This is a genomic window from Wolbachia endosymbiont of Nomada ferruginata (assembly GCF_001675785.1).
Taxonomy (GTDB): domain Bacteria; phylum Pseudomonadota; class Alphaproteobacteria; order Rickettsiales; family Anaplasmataceae; genus Wolbachia; species Wolbachia pipientis.
Genome location: NZ_LYUY01000013.1, coordinates 1 through 17600, shown reverse-complemented (window position 1 = coordinate 17600; position 17600 = coordinate 1). Strand labels below are relative to the sequence as shown.

Annotated in this window: 18 protein-coding genes and 1 other RNA gene; 10 read left to right on the top strand and 9 right to left on the bottom strand. The window is 35.0% G+C overall.

Going from position 1 to position 17600, the window contains the following annotated elements:
• Window positions 1-159: 159 nt before the first annotated feature.
• Window positions 160-1734 carry a penicillin-binding transpeptidase domain-containing protein gene (locus tag BA053_RS01580; protein ID WP_065094700.1) on the bottom strand — a complete coding sequence of 525 codons (1575 nt, stop codon included), beginning with the start codon at window positions 1732-1734 and terminating at the stop codon, window positions 160-162.
• On the bottom strand, window positions 1689-2528 hold the full coding sequence (locus BA053_RS01575) for a polysaccharide deacetylase family protein (RefSeq protein WP_065106681.1): 840 nt from the start codon (window positions 2526-2528) through the stop codon (window positions 1689-1691). Before BA053_RS01575 ends, BA053_RS01580 begins: the two co-directional genes overlap by 46 nt.
• Window positions 2529-2650: 122 nt before the next feature.
• Between BA053_RS01575 and BA053_RS01570 the strand changes: the two genes are divergently transcribed.
• The 7 genes from BA053_RS01570 (at window position 2651) to BA053_RS01545 (ending at window position 8255) form a co-directional block, all read left to right on the top strand.
• Window positions 2651-4159, top strand: a complete 1509-nt coding sequence (locus tag BA053_RS01570; RefSeq protein ID WP_065094698.1) for a YifB family Mg chelatase-like AAA ATPase — start codon at window positions 2651-2653, stop codon at window positions 4157-4159.
• A gap of 84 nt (window positions 4160-4243) precedes the next feature.
• Window positions 4244-4702, top strand: a complete 459-nt coding sequence (locus BA053_RS01565; RefSeq protein ID WP_065094697.1) for a hypothetical protein — start codon at window positions 4244-4246, stop codon at window positions 4700-4702.
• 246 nt (window positions 4703-4948) lie between these two features.
• Entirely contained in the window at window positions 4949-6145 is a 1197-nt protein-coding gene (ftsZ, locus tag BA053_RS01560; protein WP_010962790.1) for a cell division protein FtsZ, read from the top strand.
• Window positions 6145-6543 (top strand): EVE domain-containing protein, encoded by a 399-nt coding sequence (locus BA053_RS01555; protein ID WP_065094695.1) that lies wholly within the window; start codon window positions 6145-6147, stop codon window positions 6541-6543. Before ftsZ ends, BA053_RS01555 begins: the two co-directional genes overlap by 1 nt.
• 55 nt (window positions 6544-6598) lie before the next feature.
• Window positions 6599-6934, top strand: a complete 336-nt coding sequence (locus tag BA053_RS06585) for a WPE palindromic element domain-containing protein (RefSeq protein WP_174515860.1) — start codon at window positions 6599-6601, stop codon at window positions 6932-6934.
• Complete coding sequence (gene ybeY / locus BA053_RS01550) at window positions 6928-7380, top strand: rRNA maturation RNase YbeY (protein ID WP_065094694.1); 453 nt, start codon at window positions 6928-6930, stop codon at window positions 7378-7380. The genes BA053_RS06585 and ybeY overlap by 7 nt, the downstream gene beginning before the upstream one ends.
• Before the next feature lie 86 nt (window positions 7381-7466).
• Entirely contained in the window at window positions 7467-8255 is a 789-nt protein-coding gene (locus tag BA053_RS01545; RefSeq protein ID WP_065106680.1) for a succinate dehydrogenase iron-sulfur subunit, read from the top strand.
• A gap of 3 nt (window positions 8256-8258) precedes the next feature.
• On the opposite strand, the gene BA053_RS01540 is transcribed toward BA053_RS01545, so the two are convergent.
• From BA053_RS01540 to BA053_RS01525, 4 genes are read right to left on the bottom strand one after another with little or no spacing between them, the layout of a single operon-like run.
• A complete protein-coding gene (locus tag BA053_RS01540) occupies window positions 8259-9395 on the bottom strand; it encodes a transcriptional regulator (protein WP_065094692.1) in 1137 nt (378 codons plus the stop codon).
• 42 nt (window positions 9396-9437) lie between these two features.
• Entirely contained in the window at window positions 9438-10217 is a 780-nt protein-coding gene (locus BA053_RS01535) for a GNAT family N-acetyltransferase (protein ID WP_006280097.1), read from the bottom strand.
• Window positions 10207-10689, bottom strand: coding sequence for a phosphatidylglycerophosphatase A family protein (locus tag BA053_RS01530; protein WP_006279290.1), 483 nt, complete (start codon window positions 10687-10689; stop codon window positions 10207-10209). Before BA053_RS01530 ends, BA053_RS01535 begins: the two co-directional genes overlap by 11 nt.
• A gap of 19 nt (window positions 10690-10708) precedes the next feature.
• Window positions 10709-11692, bottom strand: coding sequence for an NAD(P)H-dependent glycerol-3-phosphate dehydrogenase (locus BA053_RS01525; RefSeq protein ID WP_006280098.1), 984 nt, complete (start codon window positions 11690-11692; stop codon window positions 10709-10711).
• A 325-nt stretch (window positions 11693-12017) separates the two neighbouring features.
• On the opposite strand from BA053_RS01525, the gene BA053_RS01520 reads away from it, so the two are divergent.
• A complete protein-coding gene (locus BA053_RS01520) occupies window positions 12018-12788 on the top strand; it encodes a response regulator transcription factor (RefSeq protein WP_065094691.1) in 771 nt (256 codons plus the stop codon).
• Window positions 12789-12839: 51 nt separating this feature from the next.
• Here BA053_RS01520 and rnpB read toward each other — a convergent pair.
• The 3 genes from rnpB to BA053_RS07940 all read right to left on the bottom strand — a co-directional run bounded on the left by rnpB (window position 12840) and on the right by BA053_RS07940 (window position 15449).
• Window positions 12840-13189, bottom strand: an RNA gene (gene rnpB, locus BA053_RS01515) — RNase P RNA component class A.
• Between the two features lie 157 nt (window positions 13190-13346).
• The gene (locus BA053_RS01510; RefSeq protein WP_245611543.1) at window positions 13347-14783 is read right to left on the bottom strand and encodes a hypothetical protein; all 1437 of its coding nucleotides are present in this window, start codon (window positions 14781-14783) and stop codon (window positions 13347-13349) included.
• A 27-nt stretch (window positions 14784-14810) separates the two neighbouring features.
• Entirely contained in the window at window positions 14811-15449 is a 639-nt protein-coding gene (locus BA053_RS07940; protein WP_245611030.1) for a hypothetical protein, read from the bottom strand.
• A gap of 224 nt (window positions 15450-15673) precedes the next feature.
• On the opposite strand from BA053_RS07940, the gene nuoE reads away from it, so the two are divergent.
• Window positions 15674-16174, top strand: a complete 501-nt coding sequence (gene nuoE, locus BA053_RS01505; RefSeq protein ID WP_065094690.1) for an NADH-quinone oxidoreductase subunit NuoE — start codon at window positions 15674-15676, stop codon at window positions 16172-16174.
• Window positions 16175-17392, top strand: a complete 1218-nt coding sequence (gene tgt / locus BA053_RS01500) for a tRNA guanosine(34) transglycosylase Tgt (RefSeq protein ID WP_065106679.1) — start codon at window positions 16175-16177, stop codon at window positions 17390-17392. It abuts the gene before it with no gap.
• The last annotated feature ends 208 nt before the right edge of the window (window positions 17393-17600 follow it).

Below are 17600 nucleotides of genomic sequence, written 5' to 3'. Positions count from 1 at the left end.
AATTGAACATAAGACGCCGATACATTAAGTAATCCTTACCTTTTAATCTGCAGATTGGCGAAAGCAAATACAATAGCTTCAGTTCCATGATAAGGGGGCTGGCGAAGGGTGTCAAGTAAGTTTTTTCGTTTCTATTCCCAATAAAAGTTTGTTATATGGTTATGCAAGAAGTTTAATACTCATAGTTTCAAGCATATACTGAAATATTTCATTAGCTATAGCAACATCTTGGCGTGGGGCTTTGCCGTGTTCTATAAACACAGAGATTGCATAGCGCGGGTTATGGTAAGGGCCATAAGCGATAAATAACTTATGACTTTCGCCCTTAGAGTTTATCTCTGGTGTACCGGTTTTACCGGCAATTTGTATACCGCTTAGCCCTTTCTTATAGGTTCCAGTTTTAGAATTCACCACATCAAACATAGCTTTTCGAACTATGCTAAGATGCTCACAATCCACATCAATATCGGGAAAATCTTGTATCGTTTCATTCATCTTAATGTGGGGAATTACCTCTTTTCCTGTTGCAATCCTCGCTGCAAGAACTGCAAGCTGTAGTGGTGTTGTAAGCATATACCCTTGTCCTATAACTAAGTTGATAGTGTCACCTAAATACCACTGCGAATATAGCTTTCGTGTACGCCAATCTCTATCTGGCAACAACCCTGGAGCTTCTTCTTTAAACGTTCCAATCAGTGGCCCACTTCCAATACCAAATTTTCTGGCCATTTCTACTAGAGAGTCTACACTTATTTTTTTTCCTATATTATAAAAGTAAGTGTTGCATGATAATGCCATTGCCTCATTTAAAGATATATACCCATGGACTTTGCTTTTCAGACAACGAAATTTCCGCTCACCTATTTTCATATAGCCCTTGCACGAGAATTTCTCTTCTGGTGTTATTATCCCGTCTTTTAAACCCGCAAGCGCAACTATTACTTTAAATATTGAACCAGGTGGAATTTGATATGATAACGCACGATTCACAAGCGGTAATGAAGGAGCATTCAAGTTTTCCCAAGTCTCATTTGATAGCCTGCTAGCAAAAAGATTATTATCGTAAGAAGGTGAATTATATAATGCTAAAATTTCTCCATTATTTACATCAATTACCACTGCGGAGCCTTGGTGATCTTTAAATACCTCTGCGGTTTTCTCTTGCAGATTAATATCAATTGTCAGTTGTACATCTTGTCCGTCTTGTTGTGGTATGCTTGATAATTCTTTTATGACGCGTTTTTTAGAATTTATTTCCTGCTCAGATTTTCCTGACTTGCCTTTCAATATATGATCATATGTATATTCAATACCGCTGATTCCTACTTCACTTATGCCTTGCTGTCTTTTTGTATATCCGATTACATGAGAACACATTGAACCAAACGGGTAATAACGTTTATAAAGAGCAGTTATTTTTTCTGACGATTTTGCTATTTTAGACTCGACTTCTGATAATGTCTGCAAATCAACTTCCTTACCAGAACCATCAAACAAAACAACATACGAAATTTTGTTTACCGCAAGTTCAATGCTATTCCTATCTAAAATTTTGCCCCGCTTAGGCATAATAGTAGCAACTCTTATTCTATTACTATTAGATAGTGCTTCGTACTTTTGTCTGTTTCGTATTTGTAAATTATATAACCTGCAACTAAAAACCGCAGAAATGGTAAGCTGAATACCACCTAATATGAATGCTCTGCGGTTAAAGACTTTGTTTTTTGTCCACATAACATTCCTTCAAAACACACTTTTTTCCCCTCTTTTATTGTTACACTTCTGGCTTTTACCGTATTACAAACCCTTTTTTCCCACTCACTTAAGGTCACAAACTTATAACCTGATTTTTTTAGTATTTTAATAATATGAGGTAAAGCTTCAATTGTGTTTGACCTGTTATTGTGATCATGAAACAGTATAACTGCTCCATTATGTACATTACTTAAAACTCTTTCAACTAAAGTTTCTGGCTTATCACCTTGCCAATCTAGCGAATCAACTGTCCATAATATTGAATACATATTTAATTGATCAGTATTTTCAATCAGATTATCGTCATAACATCCATATGGCGGACGAAACCATTTTACATCTTGTTTTATTGCATTTTTAATTGCTGTATTTGTCTTTTCCAATTCTTGCAATTGTTCCTCACTTGAAAGTGATGTCAACTTCCTATGCGACCAAGAGTGATTGCCTAACTCATGACCTGATTCATGAATTTTCTTTACTATTTCAGACGTTTTTTCATTTATACGTTCACCAAGCACAAAAAATGTTGCTTTTGCTTCATAGCTTTCCAGAACATTAATAATATCGTTTATTCTATTGTTGGAAGGCCCATCATCAAACGTAAGCGCAACAAACTTATCGTCGTTATTCAATAACTTTTTTATATTACTTAAATTTCTATATGATAGATCCAGATTACAACTGAGCCCACAGTATGGTAAATTAAAATTACAATCACTACAAAAAGCCGTACTTGAATATAGTAAGAAAAAAGTGATTATCCTTATAAACATTTGTAATCAGCAAAGTGATAGAATACTACACTTTTTTGCTAAGTTAAGCCATCTTTAATTGCTGTAGCCTTTACTTCATCGCTTCTTTAATATATTGTATTAACAATTTTATATAATATATTATGATTGCAAATATAAATACCGTTGCGCTTCAGGGAATTAGCACAGTAAATGTCAATGCACAAATTCATATGGCAAATGGTATTCCAGCTTTTAATATTGTTGGATTGCCAGATAAAACTGTTGCGGAATCCAAAGAACGCATCAGAGCAGCGTTAAATTCAATCAATCTACTACTACCTCCAAAAAGAATTACAGTTAATCTCTCCCCTGCGGATTTGCTGAAAGAAGGCAGTCATTATGACTTGGCTATTGCTATTGGACTACTTGTTGTAATGAATGTGATACCAGTTGAAAAAGTTCAGTCTTATATCATTATGGGTGAGCTTGCCCTTGATGGCAGAGTTATTCCAGTTTCAGGAGTGCTGCCAACAGCGATCAATGCAAAACAGGCAAATAAAGGAGTAATTTGCCCAAGGGGAAATGGAGTAGAGGCTTCATGGGTAAAGAATGTTTCAATTCTAGCTATAGAGAAATTAACTGATATTATCAGACACTTTAAGGGTGAACAATTAACTCAGCCAGTAATTTTTAAATATAGTGATGCACCCAAAGAAAAAAGATTGGTTCCCGATATGAAGGATATTAAAGGCCAAGTTGTTGCAAAAAGAGCAGCTGAAATTGCAGCAGCAGGTGGGCATAATATGCTTCTTGTTGGCCCTCCTGGTACTGGAAAGTCAATGCTTGCTAAACGCTTTATAGGGTTGCTGCCTGATTTGACCGAACAGGAGATGATTGATGTTAATATTATTTCCAGCATAACAAAAACTGGTAATGAAATATTCAAAGTAACTCGCCCCTTTCGTGAACCTCATCACTCATGTTCCATGCCAGCAATGATAGGAGGAGGAAAGAATGCAAAACCCGGAGAAATTACCATGGCTCACAATCGCGTGTTATTTCTTGATGAGTTACCTGAATTTCCAAGACTCGTGCTTGATTCTCTGCGCCAACCACTTGAAGATAGAAAAGTTACCGTTGCAAGGGCGAACGCTCACATTACTTATCCAGCCAATTTTCAACTTATAGCTGCAATGAACCCCTGCAGGTGCGGTTATCTAGGTGATGCAAGCAGATCGTGCAACAAAGCTCCAAAGTGTGGCACAGATTACAAAAACAAAATATCAGGACCATTGCTTGATAGAATAGACATATGCATTGAAATGCCAAACGTCAGCATACTCTCTCCTGAAATCTCTGTGGAGGGAGAAAGTACCAAGATTATAAGAGAAAGAGTAATAGCAGCGAGAAAAATTCAAACTGAGCGTTATAGTAAATTGAATGTTCGTTGTAACGCAGAAGTGAGCGGTGAAGCATTTAATAAATTTACTGAACCAGATCAGGCAGGGTTAGAATTGCTAAAATACGTACTGAAAGAAAATTATATTTCCAATCGGGGCTACACACGTGTATTAAAAGTTGCAAGAACCATTGCAGATCTTGCAAAAAATGAAGAAGTAAAAAGAGCACACATTGCTGAAGCGCTGAATTATAGGATAAGGGTATATTAAAAAATTAGTTTACTTGACAGATAATTTGTTTCATTGTATACTGCCCTTAATGAAATTTTAACATTCTATTTAAGGAGTAGAGTTATGGCATTAACAAAATATAATTACGAACAAGAACATAGTGTTTTTCGCGCTATTTCAGAGGGATACACACAAGCTGGTAATGAACACTGGGGAGTTACAGGTGCTGCTGGTGGGTTTGGTCAGTATATTAAGGATAATAAGTTAAGAACAGCATTATTTCCGCTTGCAGTTGCAAGTATTGTCTTTACAGCAATGCATATGAAAGCAGGCTTTGTTAGTGCAGCAGAAGCTTCTGGGTTTCTTGCTAAGACTGCCAGTTACTTTGTTGGAACAAATCAAGCAATAGCTGCTTCATTACCTGGATTTATCGGAACAGGTGTTGCTGGTCAGATAGTTGCGGGTGCCATAATGGCAATTGCTGCAGCTGCTGTTCTTTATGGAACATATCAAGTTGCCTCAAAATTAAAAGATGTTGCGTTTGAAGCATGTAAAGGAAAAGAAAAAGGAGAAGCTATATAATAACTTCAACAAAACAAGAAGGGATAGTCTCTGTCCCTTTTTGTAAACATTTTCTATTTTTTGCATCGGTTAAGTGATGTCATTTAAGAATCTAGTTATTATAATTAACGGCACTTATTAGTATAAATGTTAAGAATAAGTAAATCCCGTTTACTGTTTACGCCTATAGAAGTGAAAAGTATTTGCATATTATTAAAAAAGCGGTAACTTATTATCAAGTGAATTCGCTAAATTTGAGTAATTTAAATGTCTATTGATCTTAGTCTGCCGGAGTTACCTATATTACACCCAAGGATTACCGTTGTGGGAGTGGGTGGTGCTGGTGGAAATGCAGTGAATAACATGATCCAATCTAATTTGCAAGGAGTGAATTTTGTTGTCGCAAATACCGATGCTCAAGCACTAGAAAAGTCGTTATGTGATAAAAAAATTCAGCTTGGCATTAATTTAACTAAGGGGCTTGGTGCTGGTGCTTTGCCTGATGTCGGCAAAGGTGCAGCAGAAGAGTCAATTGATGAGATTATGGAGCATATAAAAGATAGTCATATGCTTTTCATCACAGCAGGAATGGGCGGTGGTACTGGAACCGGTGCAGCACCGGTAATTGCAAAAGCAGCCAGAGAAGCAAGAGCCGCAGTTAAGGATAGAGCGCCAAAAGAAAAAAAGATATTGACTGTTGGAGTTGTAACTAAACCGTTCGGTTTTGAAGGTGTGCGCCGCATGCGCATTGCAGAACTTGGACTTGAAGAACTGCAAAAATACGTGGATACACTTATTGTCATTCCAAATCAGAATTTATTTAGAATTGCAAATGAAAAAACTACATTTTCTGATGCATTTAAACTTGCTGATAATGTTCTGCACATTGGCATCAGAGGAGTAACTGACTTGATGGTCATGCCAGGGCTTATTAATCTTGACTTCGCTGATATAGAAACAGTAATGAGCGAGATGGGCAAAGCGATGATCGGCACCGGAGAGGCAGAAGGAGAAGATAGAGCAATTAGTGCTGCGGAAGCTGCAATATCCAATCCATTGCTTGATAATGTATCAATGAAAGGTGCGCAAGGAATATTAATTAACATTACTGGTGGCGGAGATATGACTCTGTTTGAAGTTGATGCTGCAGCCAATAGAGTGCGTGAAGAAGTAGATGAAAATGCAAATATAATATTTGGTGCTACTTTTGATCAAGCGATGGAGGGAAGAGTTAGAGTTTCTGTTCTTGCAACTGGCATTGATGGTCGCAATAATAAATCAGAAACTTCACCTATAAGTCAGAGCGAAGACTCAGAGAAAGAGAAATTTAAGTGGCCATATAGTCAAAGTGAAAGTACGCAAGACAAAACACTGGAAACAAAACCAGCTGAACAGGTAAGCGAAGGAGCTAAGTGGGGCAGCAATATCTATGATATACCAGCTTACTTAAGAAGAAAAAAATAATGCAATTTTGGCTACTCAAGTCAGAGCCAAGTGAATACTCATGGCAAAAAATGGAAAAGGAGCAGGTAGTTGAGTGGGATGGTGTGCGCAATTATCAAGCTCAAAATTACATGAAAATTATGAAAGCAAGCGATCTTGCGTTTTTTTATCATACAGGTAAAGAGAAAGCAATAATTGGAATCGTTGAAGTATTTAAAGAGTATTATCATGTTAATGATCCCAAGTTCGGATTAGTGAATGTAAAGTTTTTGAAACTTTTAAATAACCAAGTAACGTTAAATAATATAAAACAAAACCCACTTTTGAAAAATATGGCTATATTAAAACAACCACGTTTATCAATTGCCCCAGTTTCGGAAATTGAATGGAATGAAATAATAAGGATGAGTGATGTGTAATACCTGTCATTTCAGTTCCTAAATGATGTCATCTCAGCACGCAACGCACAGCTGTATGAATATTTGTCTCGAAGGCAGTGCATTAAACGTTATAGCCGATTTTGCATCAAACACAAAGGTGTCATTCCAGTGCTTGACACTGGAATCCAGCCTTAATGCAACCACATTAAAGCCGTTGTGTTTTAATATAAGATTAGCTACTTTTATATTCACTAACTTGATGTCTAATCAAAATTCCTGGATCCCAGTGTCTAGGCACTGGGATGACATCCTTCTAGTGTACAATATTCGTACAGTTGTGTACATGACACAAGGGTCTATAACTCTTCTTTTTTGGATTCCAGTGTCAGCTATTTGCATGACACCCTTACTGATGTGTCACTCATGTTAGAAGTAAATATTCTTGACAAGAAATGGTGCAGCATTATAGAAAATCCTAAAAATTTTGTATTAGGTGTCATCAATGCTTCTCTAAAAGAATTAAAAATAGACCACTATAAACCAAATATATCAATAGCTCTGGCTGATGATGACTTGCTACATCAACTTAATTTAAAATTTAGAGAAATGGATAAGCCAACTAACGTACTATCATTTCCGTATGAACAATTGTCTAATGAGTGCGATTTAGGAGACATAGCAATTTCAATAGACACAATAAAAAGAGAATCGCATGAGTATTGTATACCCATTCTTGCTCACATTGCACACATATTAGTGCATGGATTACTGCATTTACTTGGTTATGATCACCAAAAAAAAGATGAAGAAATTATAATGAAAAATCTAGAAAGAGAGATTTTAGCTTCGCTTGGCTACAATATGTGTGCGATTTAAAAGGAATTTAATAAAAATATAGTAGATGATAATAAAATATGTTATCTACAAAGGGTTTTAGCTATAAACAATAAAAGGTAAGTGATATGGTTCAGTTTTCTTTGCAAAAGAATTCTAAAATTAATCAAAAGGGCAAAATTTATCCTATTCCTGCTAGAGCAAAAAACATCAGAAGATTTCAAATTTACCGTTGGTCTGCTGATGACGAGAAAAACCCTAGAATAGACACATTTTTTATTGATATGGATAGTTGTGGCCCTATGGTACTTGATGCATTAATAAAAATAAAGGATGAAATAGATTCGACTTTAACTTTCAGACGTTCTTGTAGAGAAGGCATATGTGGATCTTGTGCCATGAATATTGACGGAACCAATACTCTTGCATGTACTAGATCTATACACGATATAAAAGGTGACGTAAAAATATATCCATTACCTCACATGTATGTGATAAAGGACCTAGTCTCGGACTTGAGCCAATTTTATGAGCAATACAAATCAATTAAACCTTGGTTACAAGCAGATAAGCCTGCCCTACCAAATAAAGAATACTCTCAATCTTCTGAAGATAGAAAAAAATTAGATGGCTTGTCCGACTGTATATTATGTGCTTGCTGTTCAACTGGTTGTCCAAGCTACTGGTGGAATAGTGATAAATTTTTAGGACCAGCAATACTATTACAAGCCTACAGATGGATTGCTGACAGCCGTGATAATAAGACAGGTGAAAGACTTGATGTTTTAAACGACCCATTCAAGTTGTATCGTTGTCATACAATAATGAATTGCACAAAAACTTGTCCTAAAGGACTTAATCCAGCAAGAGCAATAGCGAAAGTAAAACAGCTCATGGTAGAGAGAGAAGGAGTTTAAGTATCATCTTTTGCATTCTTCGTAAGAGAACAGCAAACCTTCCGAAGCGTAGGGTATTGTTAATACCCTGAACGCTTTTCCGTTTGTGAAGTGCATCGTATCATCGTACGATTCAAATAATTTTTTGAACAACTCATGTCTTTGGTTACTAATAGTTTGAAAATCCTCTTTTTCTAAAAGCTTTTTAGATTCGAAGAGGTAAAGCATAACTTCGTGATAAGTTGGGTAAGATGCCAAAAATTTTGGGTCAAATTGAAAGGTTTTTATAAAAGCATTATTATAAAATTTTAGCTTTTGATTCTTACTATATATTACTATAGCAACCGGTAACCTCTCAAGCAAATTTTTCTGTGTAGCTAAATAACTGTTTAATTCAGTATATAATTTCTCTGCATCACTAACATCTTTCCCATACATTACTATGCTACCAGAACCTTGTATTGGAATTTTAACAAAATCGAAAACCTTAGGTTCGTTCTTATAAGTTATGACATGTCTTCCTGGTTTTGTGCTATGAGCGCTACCGGTAATAGCAAATTTCTTAGAACCATCTACATATTTATCATAAAACAAGTTATAAAATTCCACCTTTCTACTCTTGTTATATCTTAGTATTGGAAATGGTAAAGAGTTGAAAACGTTTTTATAGCTCTCCACTTCCTGTGTAAGCTTACTATTTTCTAACTCAAGTCCGTTAGCCTTTATCTTACAGTCTGAGACATTCCTTATCCATAACAGCACACCTATCACATTGTTAGAATCATCTATTATGCTTCTACCGTAACATATGCAATAAACCTCACTGTCTTTTGACTTTAAATCTAGAGTAAAAGATTTATTTATTTCCTTTGCCTCAACAAAATTTTTGATTAAGCTTTTTGATTGCTCAAAAAAATTCACAAACTCATTAAATGAGTAAAAAACAGTATTAAGCAAAATTAGTAAATTGGGAGAGAACTTTTCTATACGTTTTTTTGCATCCCAAATATAAAACCCATCATTCACAGTATCAATTAAATTATTTATGATAACATTTTGATGCTGTAAGTTCTTAATCTTATTACTAATTTTTAATTTAGAATAAGAGAGAAAGAATAATATTAGAATCAATATTAAAACCACTTCATACAAAAAAAACATAGCACTTTTAAAACAAATGTAAAAATTTGTAACCGCTCAGAATTATGCTGAAGAGGTATATAAGTAAAGATTGCCTAACATTTGAAAGCCCAATCTCTTATAAAGGTTCACAGAAGATTTCATACAATGTGCTACTATATATTTGCATTCAAGCTGTTTAGCTATCTTTATTCTTTCTAAAACCATTTGGGTACCTATTCCACGATTCCTGTAAATTGGTAAAACTCCATCACTATAAAAACCAGCTACGCTGTCTTGAACATAAAGACCGCATGTCCCAATAATTTCATTATTTAGTGTTACAAGAAAAAATCTTAATCTTGAGTTCTTATCATCATAATTTGATAATCCGCGAAAAAATGTGCTGACAATTCCAACGCCATGATAAAAAATTTTAGAAGTGTGTAGATCTAACTGTTCTAAGAGGTTGCTACCATTCACAGCATTTAACCTCAAGTTTGGAATAACATCAGCAGGTAAAAAGTAATTTTTCATATTAAGTAAAGCTTTTTTTGGTGTGCTAACGTGTTTTATTTCACACTTTTCTAAAATATCTCTTATTTTCATATGTGAATTTATTACCCATGTTGCTTCTATATCTCTTGTTCTGAGATAATCTAGAGTTTTTTGTATAGAAAGCTCGGTACATTGATCTCCACAGAACACAAAATTAAATAATGACTCCCTGGTACCATTTATTGTAAATATGATGTTATCAAATTCATCGTGTACTTCCCACTCAGATAAATTCGCTGTGTACAGTATATAATCCTTTAGATTTTGAACAATTAAGCTTGAATAATAAATTTTTTTATCCTGCATACACCAACAATAAACAATAAAAGGCTCCTATAAGAACACAGGCTAAAATTGCAGCTATAACGTCATCTAGCATAATACCTAAAGGACCTTTGGTATTTTTATCGATTAAATTTATAGGCCACGTTTTTATTATATCAAAAAACCTAAAAGAAAAAAAGCACAACAACAATGAAGAACAATTCATCTCTTGGCTTAACAATATCGAAACTAAAAGTATCGTCAGCAATTGACCAACCACTTCGTCAATTACTACCTCTTTTGGATCACATGAAGTCTTGTAATGTTTTATATAATTACCTGTAGACCATAATCCAATTAAGAATAAAAAAGAAATAATTGCTGCACCTAAAATTTTGTTGCTCAGGATTACAGGAACAAGCGGAAAAGAAGCCAAACTACCTACAGTACCTGGCATTTTTTTTACTGTTCCAGACAGCCACCACGTTGATATTAATTTATATAAAAATTTCACAATATATCCAAATACAAAATTAACTTATAAGAACAGAAATAGTATCCTCTATAGAGGCGCTTTCATACAATAATCTATAGACCGCTTCACATATAGGCATTTTTATCTTTAGCTTTCCTGCTAAATTAAATATGGACTCAGCAGTGCTAAAACCTTCAATCACTGACTTGCCTTCTGACAAAATCTGCTGAACATTAAAGCCATTGTCACTATTACCTATTTTAAACCCAAAAGATAAGTTTCTTGAATTCAAGGATGTGCATGTCATAATTAGGTCACCCAGACATGCTGGCCCAAGTAGTGTATTTATATCCACACTACCGTCACCAATTTTTGCTGAGTATAAAGCCTTAATTTCGCTCATACTTTTCGTAATCAATGCTGCATGAGCATTAAACCCAAGTTTACTACCTAGAACAATCCCACACGCTATAGCAAAAACGTTCTTTAACGCTGCACAAATCTGTACTCCTATAATGTCGTTACTAAACTCCAATTTAACATTTTCTTGTTGCAGCTCTGATACTAGCTTTGAACCTAATGTGTTATTTTGGCATGCAAGAACCATTGAATAGGGTAATTTTCTTGCAACTTCTACAGCAAAGCTAGGACCTGAAAAAATAGCAATAGGATTGTTAGGTAAAATTTCATTTACTATTTCACTAGGTAATTTTAATGTAGACTTTTCTATTCCCTTACAAGCTAAAATTATTGCTACATCTTTTTTCAGATTACAATTATGCAATTGCTGACATACCTTCCTCAGAGACTGAGTGGGAACAGCGAGGATTGTTACTGAAGCATTAATTGTGTCTTCAATAGCCAATTTTACTGACACATTATCAGAAATTCGACAACCGGGTAGCTTGTCACTTTCTCTTTTCCCGTTGATTGATTCAAATGTAGTTTCATTGCGAGTCCACAAAATCACATCTTTCTTACTACCTAATGAAATTGCGATTGCTGTACCCCATGCACCAGCACCTAAAATTGATATTGCCACACAATATTCCTGAAAATATTACTTATACTTTAAAATAGTAGGATAAGTAAATTAAAAATATAACACAGACATATAGAATAGTTAAATATTTATTAACCGAAGTATTCTTTTAATAATAGTAACTTTAATTCAATATTTACTAAAAATATTATTACTATCATGGTATGTCTATTATATTTTAGATCTATTTATATAACTTTGGAACAATATATTTACTATTAATTAATAAGTGTAATTTTGATCATTTGTTAATAAAAATTTGATTTATTACTTTCCTTAGTTATATATATTACTAAAATTATAAATTATTTATGGGGTGTAAAATATGCGTATATTATTAATTGAAGATGATCAAGTAAGTGCAAAGACTGTAGTTAACGCCTTAACTTCTGATGGACACTTCTGTGACGTTGTTACTTCTGCACAAGATTATAACAATAATATGGTTTCCTCAAACGGAGATTACTATGACCTAGTTATTTTAGATATACACTTGCCTGGTGATATTGACGGATATGATATATTGCTAAGACTAAGAAGTGCAAAAATCAAAGTTCCTGTCTTAATACTTTCATGTATATCCGCTGTCAATCACAAAGCTAAAGGACTCGGGTATGGTGCCGATGATTACTTAACCAAACCATTTCATAAAAGTGAGTTATTAGCTCGAATTAAGGCCATAGTGCGTCGTACTAAAGGCCATCCTGAATCGGTGATAAAGATTGGTAATATAAATATCAATTTTGATCACAGGCTTGTTGAGGTGAAAGGTAAAACGGTTCACCTTACTAATAAAGAGTATTCTATGATAGAATTGCTAGCACTGCGTAAAGGAACAGTATTAACAAAAGAAATGTTCTTAAATCATCTTTACAATGGCTTAGATGAACCTTCAGATAACAAGATAGTTGATGTTTTTATGTGCAAATTACGTAAGAAACTTGAAAGTGCAAATGATGGAAAAAGCCACATAGAAACCGTTTGGGGCAGAGGGTATGTTCTGAAAGAGTATATTGATGATGATGAATATTCTAATGTTAATGTAGGCGAAAGTAGTGATGGCTATCAAGCAGAACAAGTGAAGGACAACGCATGAAATGCCTACACATTTAAATATAGCATGGCTTATATCGCACGTATCATGTGAACGCCTAGGTGAAATATAAGCCGAGTTCTGTTTATGTAGCTATTTATCTGGAGTAAATGTTACCATTTACCGCATGCGATTTACCCGAGTAGATATGAGGAAAACATAAAATCTACTTCTATTTAATCTTGCTCCTAGTGTTGGTTACTCGACTACCAATATTGCCATTGCCATGGTGTGCTCTTACCACACCTTTTCACCCTTACCTAAAAATATTTTAGGCGGTAATTTTCTGTAGCCCTATAACTGGAGTTACCTCCGGCGGGCATTACCCGTCACTATTTTTCCTTGGAGCCCGGACTTTCCTCTGCTATGTTTATCACACAACAGCAGCTACTTATTTCACCTAGGAATTATACTTTAACATGAAAATCACAAAAGCAAAAGACAATTTCCTAACAGTCTACATATTAAAAACATTTAGACAAATAGCTAAAGGTGATATTCCGGCACATCATCACTATCCCAAGATAAGCTTTTTTCACTTTTAGACTCCGCTTCAGTTAGTCAAGAGCCTGGTCCACCGCTTGAAGACGATGAGCTACTTCTTGATCGACTACTACTTTCTACTGATATACTATTTAGCACTGTTTCAGATTGATATATAGTTCGCATTCTGTTACCAGTGGTAAAAATTTCTTCATCGCTACTTGAAGATGATCGCCTTCTATAACCCAAATCAGTTAGTTCTAATACAGGAGCAGCATTACGACCCTTAACATATCTATATGCTATGAATCCTATAATTCCAACAATACCTATTGCTCCAACCAAAGATCCCCCTATCATTCCTGCCTTATTAGACCCTATAGCAAGTTGAGTAGGTTGTGGTGAAGAAGTAGACTGAGGAAGTAAAGTCGTGGTGAATATAGGAGTTGTTGACTCTTTTGTTCTAGTACTTGGTATACTAAATACTGTTTGTGTAGTTTTCTCTGAGCTTGTTGTTGGCGCAGTTGGTTCCACTGTTACTGTGCTTGTTTGAGTCGTTGACTCTGTTGAAGGTTTATTCGTTGTAGAAGTAGGTGCAACGGCTTCTGTTGTTGGCTTCACTGTTACTGTACTTGTTTGAGTCGTTGACTCTGTTGAAGGTTTACTCATCGTAGAAGTCGACGCACCAGTCGCTGCTGTAGGTTTTACAGTACTTGTCTCAGTCCCTGAAGTTACTATCGGCACACTAGTTGACGTTGTAGCAACCGTGGTCGCTTGTGAAGTAGTAGTTGTTTTTGCTACTGTCGTTGACTCCGTTGAAGGTTTACTTATTGTAGAAGTAGGTGCAACGGCTTCCGTTGTCAATTTAGTAGTCTTCACAGCGTCGGTTTCTGCTGTGCTAGTAATTGCAGCAGTCGGCGTTTTCTTAGAAGTCACAACCGTTTCTGCAACAGTTATAGGAGCCACGGTACTACTAGAAATAATATCTGGCGTTAATCGACCGTTAATGATATTAACAAAATCACTGAGAGTTTTGATGCTATTTGCCGGTATTATTGTTGCTTCAGAAGATTTTCCAGAGCCGTTTTGATTAAAAGTTACAATATTTTCTCCACTTACCGCAGTTACGATAAAACCACCCTGACCGTTGCCTTTAATATATAATTGCTCTATAGGATCTGTAAATTGATAGATAGGAAAATCTGACACTGATCCATTTTTAAGTAGAGTTGCTATATGTAACCTCTGCTCATTAGCTGATTGGTCATTTTCAAGAAAAGCAACTAGATCATTTCCTTCCGTTTGTTCAACATACTGCAAAAAGCTTATTTCATGTTCTCTAGAAAGAGATAGTGCTTTATTATCTATTTGACCTTTTCGATTACCAAGTAAAAAGCCATTAACTCCATCCTTCAGACCCTGAATCACTTTAGCCATATCAAATTTAAAAATACGTGTTTTTCTCACCTCTTGATTTTCCTTAGTAATCCTTTTGCTCACTTGCGAATAAAGCATCGTGTTTCCATTTAATGCCAATTGCCCCTAATTATCAAAATTGAACAATTTTCTTTCTGTAACACCTTTTTCTCCAGTCAATACCTTAAATTTTCCGCTCTCGCTTGACTTTAAGTACCAAGAAACTAAAGTTTGATCCTTTAAGTTATGGGCGATTACAATTACGTCACCATTACCAACTTTCACTGCTCTTGGTTGAAAGTAACTATTGCCCACATTTGCAAGACTATTATTATCAATATTCTTTTGTAATTTTCTTTTATCTAAATGTTCAACTGAAGGAGTATTAACTGATTGTTTAATTCCGTAAGTGTTAAAAGATAAGCCTTTAACGCATTTTTCTCCTTCTTCGCTAATTCCTTCTTCAGGAAAGATAACTCCAACTTTATCTATTTCAGCTGAATCTTCTATTAATGTGAGAGATAATTGATCTTTGAATTCATTTGCTACGCTGATATTTGTACCACATTCGTATGTTTTTGATTGATATAATGGACTAATAAGTAATTTTACTTTACTGCTCCCATTACCATTATCTTGATAGCTGAGTCCGTAAGCAACTCCATTCCCCTCAATTAATTCTACGTTTGTTGGATTAAAACCTATCGCTTCTTTAATTTCCGGTGTATTTGAGTTGATCCCGAGCAATCTTCTTAATATAGACATAATTTTATTTAAAATATTAATAAAATGCTATTATGATTACTCCTGTGTGTTAATGTCAATGAAAATTTTAACTAAAATTAAAAAATTAATATAATATTTTATACTAAAAGGTAAATATAAGCTTGAAGAGGGCTAAGAAGCTTTATGCTATTTCTCAAAAAACCAACAATTGCAATCATTGGTTCTACAGGTATAATCTGTTAAAGTTTACACGAGTCTCATGAATGATAGAAAAAGAAGAGCAGTTTAGTTTTACATCAGAAAACCTCAAGAAAGCAGGAAAGTTTATAGAGATGTATCCCAAAGATAGAGAAGGTAGTGCTGTTATGCCTTTACTATACCTGGTTCAAGAGCAATGCGGATGGGTTTCTGAATCTGCTATGCGTTATGTTGCTGATATGCTGCATATTCCACATATTCGTGTATATGAAGTGGCAAACTTTTATACCATGTATAATTTAAAACCAGTAGGCAAATATCTAATACAAATTTGTAGAACAACTCCTTGCTGGTTATGCAATAGTGAAGAAGTTTTAAACACCTTTAAAAAGAAACTTGGAATCAATATCGGTGAGACTACTAAAGACAATTTGTTCACTTTAAAAGAAGTTGAATGCCTAGGTGCATGCGTTAATGCTCCCGTTGTGCAGATCAATAATGACTTCTATGAAAATCTTACTCCTGAGAAAGTAGAAAACATCATAGCAGAACTTTTAGGCAAATAGATGAAAGAAGAATTTTCATTCAAGAGAATCAAGCAATCAGGTTCTGCAAGAGTTGGAACAATTAAAACTCCAAATGGAAGCGTAGAAACCCCCGCTTTTATATTCTGCGCAACAAAAGCTGCAATTAAAGCTGCAGATATTGAAAGAATAAGTGAAGCTGGTACCCAAATCATACTTTCCAACACCTATCACCTAATGCTTCAACCAGGAGAGAATACTGTTGCAAAACTTGGTGGTTTGCACAAAATGATGGGATGGAATGGGCCAATGCTAACTGATTCAGGTGGATATCAGATATTTAGCTTAGGCCACGGATCAGTTTCGGAAGAGATAAAAGGAATAAGAAAAAAACAAAAAACTTTGATCAAAATTAATGAGGATGGGGCAATTTTCCGTTCTTACATTAATGGTAAAACTTATTGTTTAACTCCTGAAAAATCTATACAAATTCAACAGAAATTAGGTGCAGATTTAATCCTAGTTTTAGATGAATGCACTCCATTTCACGTAAGCAAAGAGTACACAGCAAAATCAATGCTCATGAGCCACAGATGGGCTGAACGCTCTTTAAATGAATTTGAAAAAAACAATAATGGCAAGCAGGCACTGTATGGAATTAGTCAAGGCGGAGTACATCAAGATTTACGTAGAGAAAGTTGTGATTTTATCAACAATTTACCATTTTTCGGTCAAGCAATAGGTGGATCACTTGGTCAAAGTAAAGAGCAGATGTACGATGTAGTTTCTTTCACTATGGACCACCTAAAAAAAGACAGGCCTACTCATTTGCTTGGTATTGGTGGAATTGTGGACATCTTTCATGGAGTAAGTCTTGGAATTGACACGTTTGATTGTGTGCATCCAACCCGCTTAGCAAGGCATGGTGGCGCACTTGTTAAAGTAAAAAACAGAAATTCTATTTCTTCAAAGTGCAAAGAGCATATTAATTTGCGGAATCAACAATTCGAGCTAGACGATAACCCAATTGAAAGTGACTGTTTATGTTTTACCTGCAGAAAACATTCAAGAGCTTATATACACCATTTACTGAAAGCTAAAGAGCTCCTGGCTTACACGCTCGTTACCATTCATAATATTTTCTTTATGAATAAGTTAATGGCATCAATAAGGCAGGCAATATTGGATGATAGGCTAGATCAGGAAAAAAATAATTGGATTAGTGAAATACCATTGCACTTTGATTTGGCCTCTCTTTAAGTCTTTTCTTCATTAGACTTCTTGCATAACCATATAACGAACTTTTATTGGAAATAGAAACAAAAAACTTACTTGACAAACTCCGCCAGCCCCCTTATCATGATACTGAAGCTATTTATTTATCTTCGCAATCTGTGCAGGTTAATGACAAAAAACTTAGGGTATTTGGCGTCTCATGTTTAATTTTTCGCACTACGTGCATCGCATG

Bases quoted from the DNA above. Each gene is read 5' to 3' on its own strand.
- BA053_RS01580 (WP_065094700.1), bottom strand. From the start codon at position 1,734: ATGTGGACAAAAAACAAAGTCTTTAACCGCAGAGCATTCATATTAGGT.
- BA053_RS01575 (WP_065106681.1), bottom strand. From the start codon at position 2,528: ATGTTTATAAGGATAATCACTTTTTTCTTACTATATTCAAGTACGGCT.
- BA053_RS01570 (WP_065094698.1), top strand. From the start codon at position 2,651: ATGATTGCAAATATAAATACCGTTGCGCTTCAGGGAATTAGCACAGTA.
- BA053_RS01565 (WP_065094697.1), top strand. From the start codon at position 4,244: ATGGCATTAACAAAATATAATTACGAACAAGAACATAGTGTTTTTCGC.
- ftsZ (WP_010962790.1), top strand. From the start codon at position 4,949: ATGTCTATTGATCTTAGTCTGCCGGAGTTACCTATATTACACCCAAGG.
- BA053_RS01555 (WP_065094695.1), top strand. From the start codon at position 6,145: ATGCAATTTTGGCTACTCAAGTCAGAGCCAAGTGAATACTCATGGCAA.
- BA053_RS06585 (WP_174515860.1), top strand. From the start codon at position 6,599: ATGAATATTTGTCTCGAAGGCAGTGCATTAAACGTTATAGCCGATTTT.
- ybeY (WP_065094694.1), top strand. From the start codon at position 6,928: ATGTTAGAAGTAAATATTCTTGACAAGAAATGGTGCAGCATTATAGAA.
- BA053_RS01545 (WP_065106680.1), top strand. From the start codon at position 7,467: ATGGTTCAGTTTTCTTTGCAAAAGAATTCTAAAATTAATCAAAAGGGC.
- BA053_RS01540 (WP_065094692.1), bottom strand. From the start codon at position 9,395: ATGTTTTTTTTGTATGAAGTGGTTTTAATATTGATTCTAATATTATTC.
- BA053_RS01535 (WP_006280097.1), bottom strand. From the start codon at position 10,217: ATGCAGGATAAAAAAATTTATTATTCAAGCTTAATTGTTCAAAATCTA.
- BA053_RS01520 (WP_065094691.1), top strand. From the start codon at position 12,018: ATGCGTATATTATTAATTGAAGATGATCAAGTAAGTGCAAAGACTGTA.
- BA053_RS01510 (WP_245611543.1), bottom strand. From the start codon at position 14,783: ATGCTTTATTCGCAAGTGAGCAAAAGGATTACTAAGGAAAATCAAGAG.
- BA053_RS07940 (WP_245611030.1), bottom strand. From the start codon at position 15,449: ATGTCTATATTAAGAAGATTGCTCGGGATCAACTCAAATACACCGGAA.
- nuoE (WP_065094690.1), top strand. From the start codon at position 15,674: ATGATAGAAAAAGAAGAGCAGTTTAGTTTTACATCAGAAAACCTCAAG.
- tgt (WP_065106679.1), top strand. From the start codon at position 16,175: ATGAAAGAAGAATTTTCATTCAAGAGAATCAAGCAATCAGGTTCTGCA.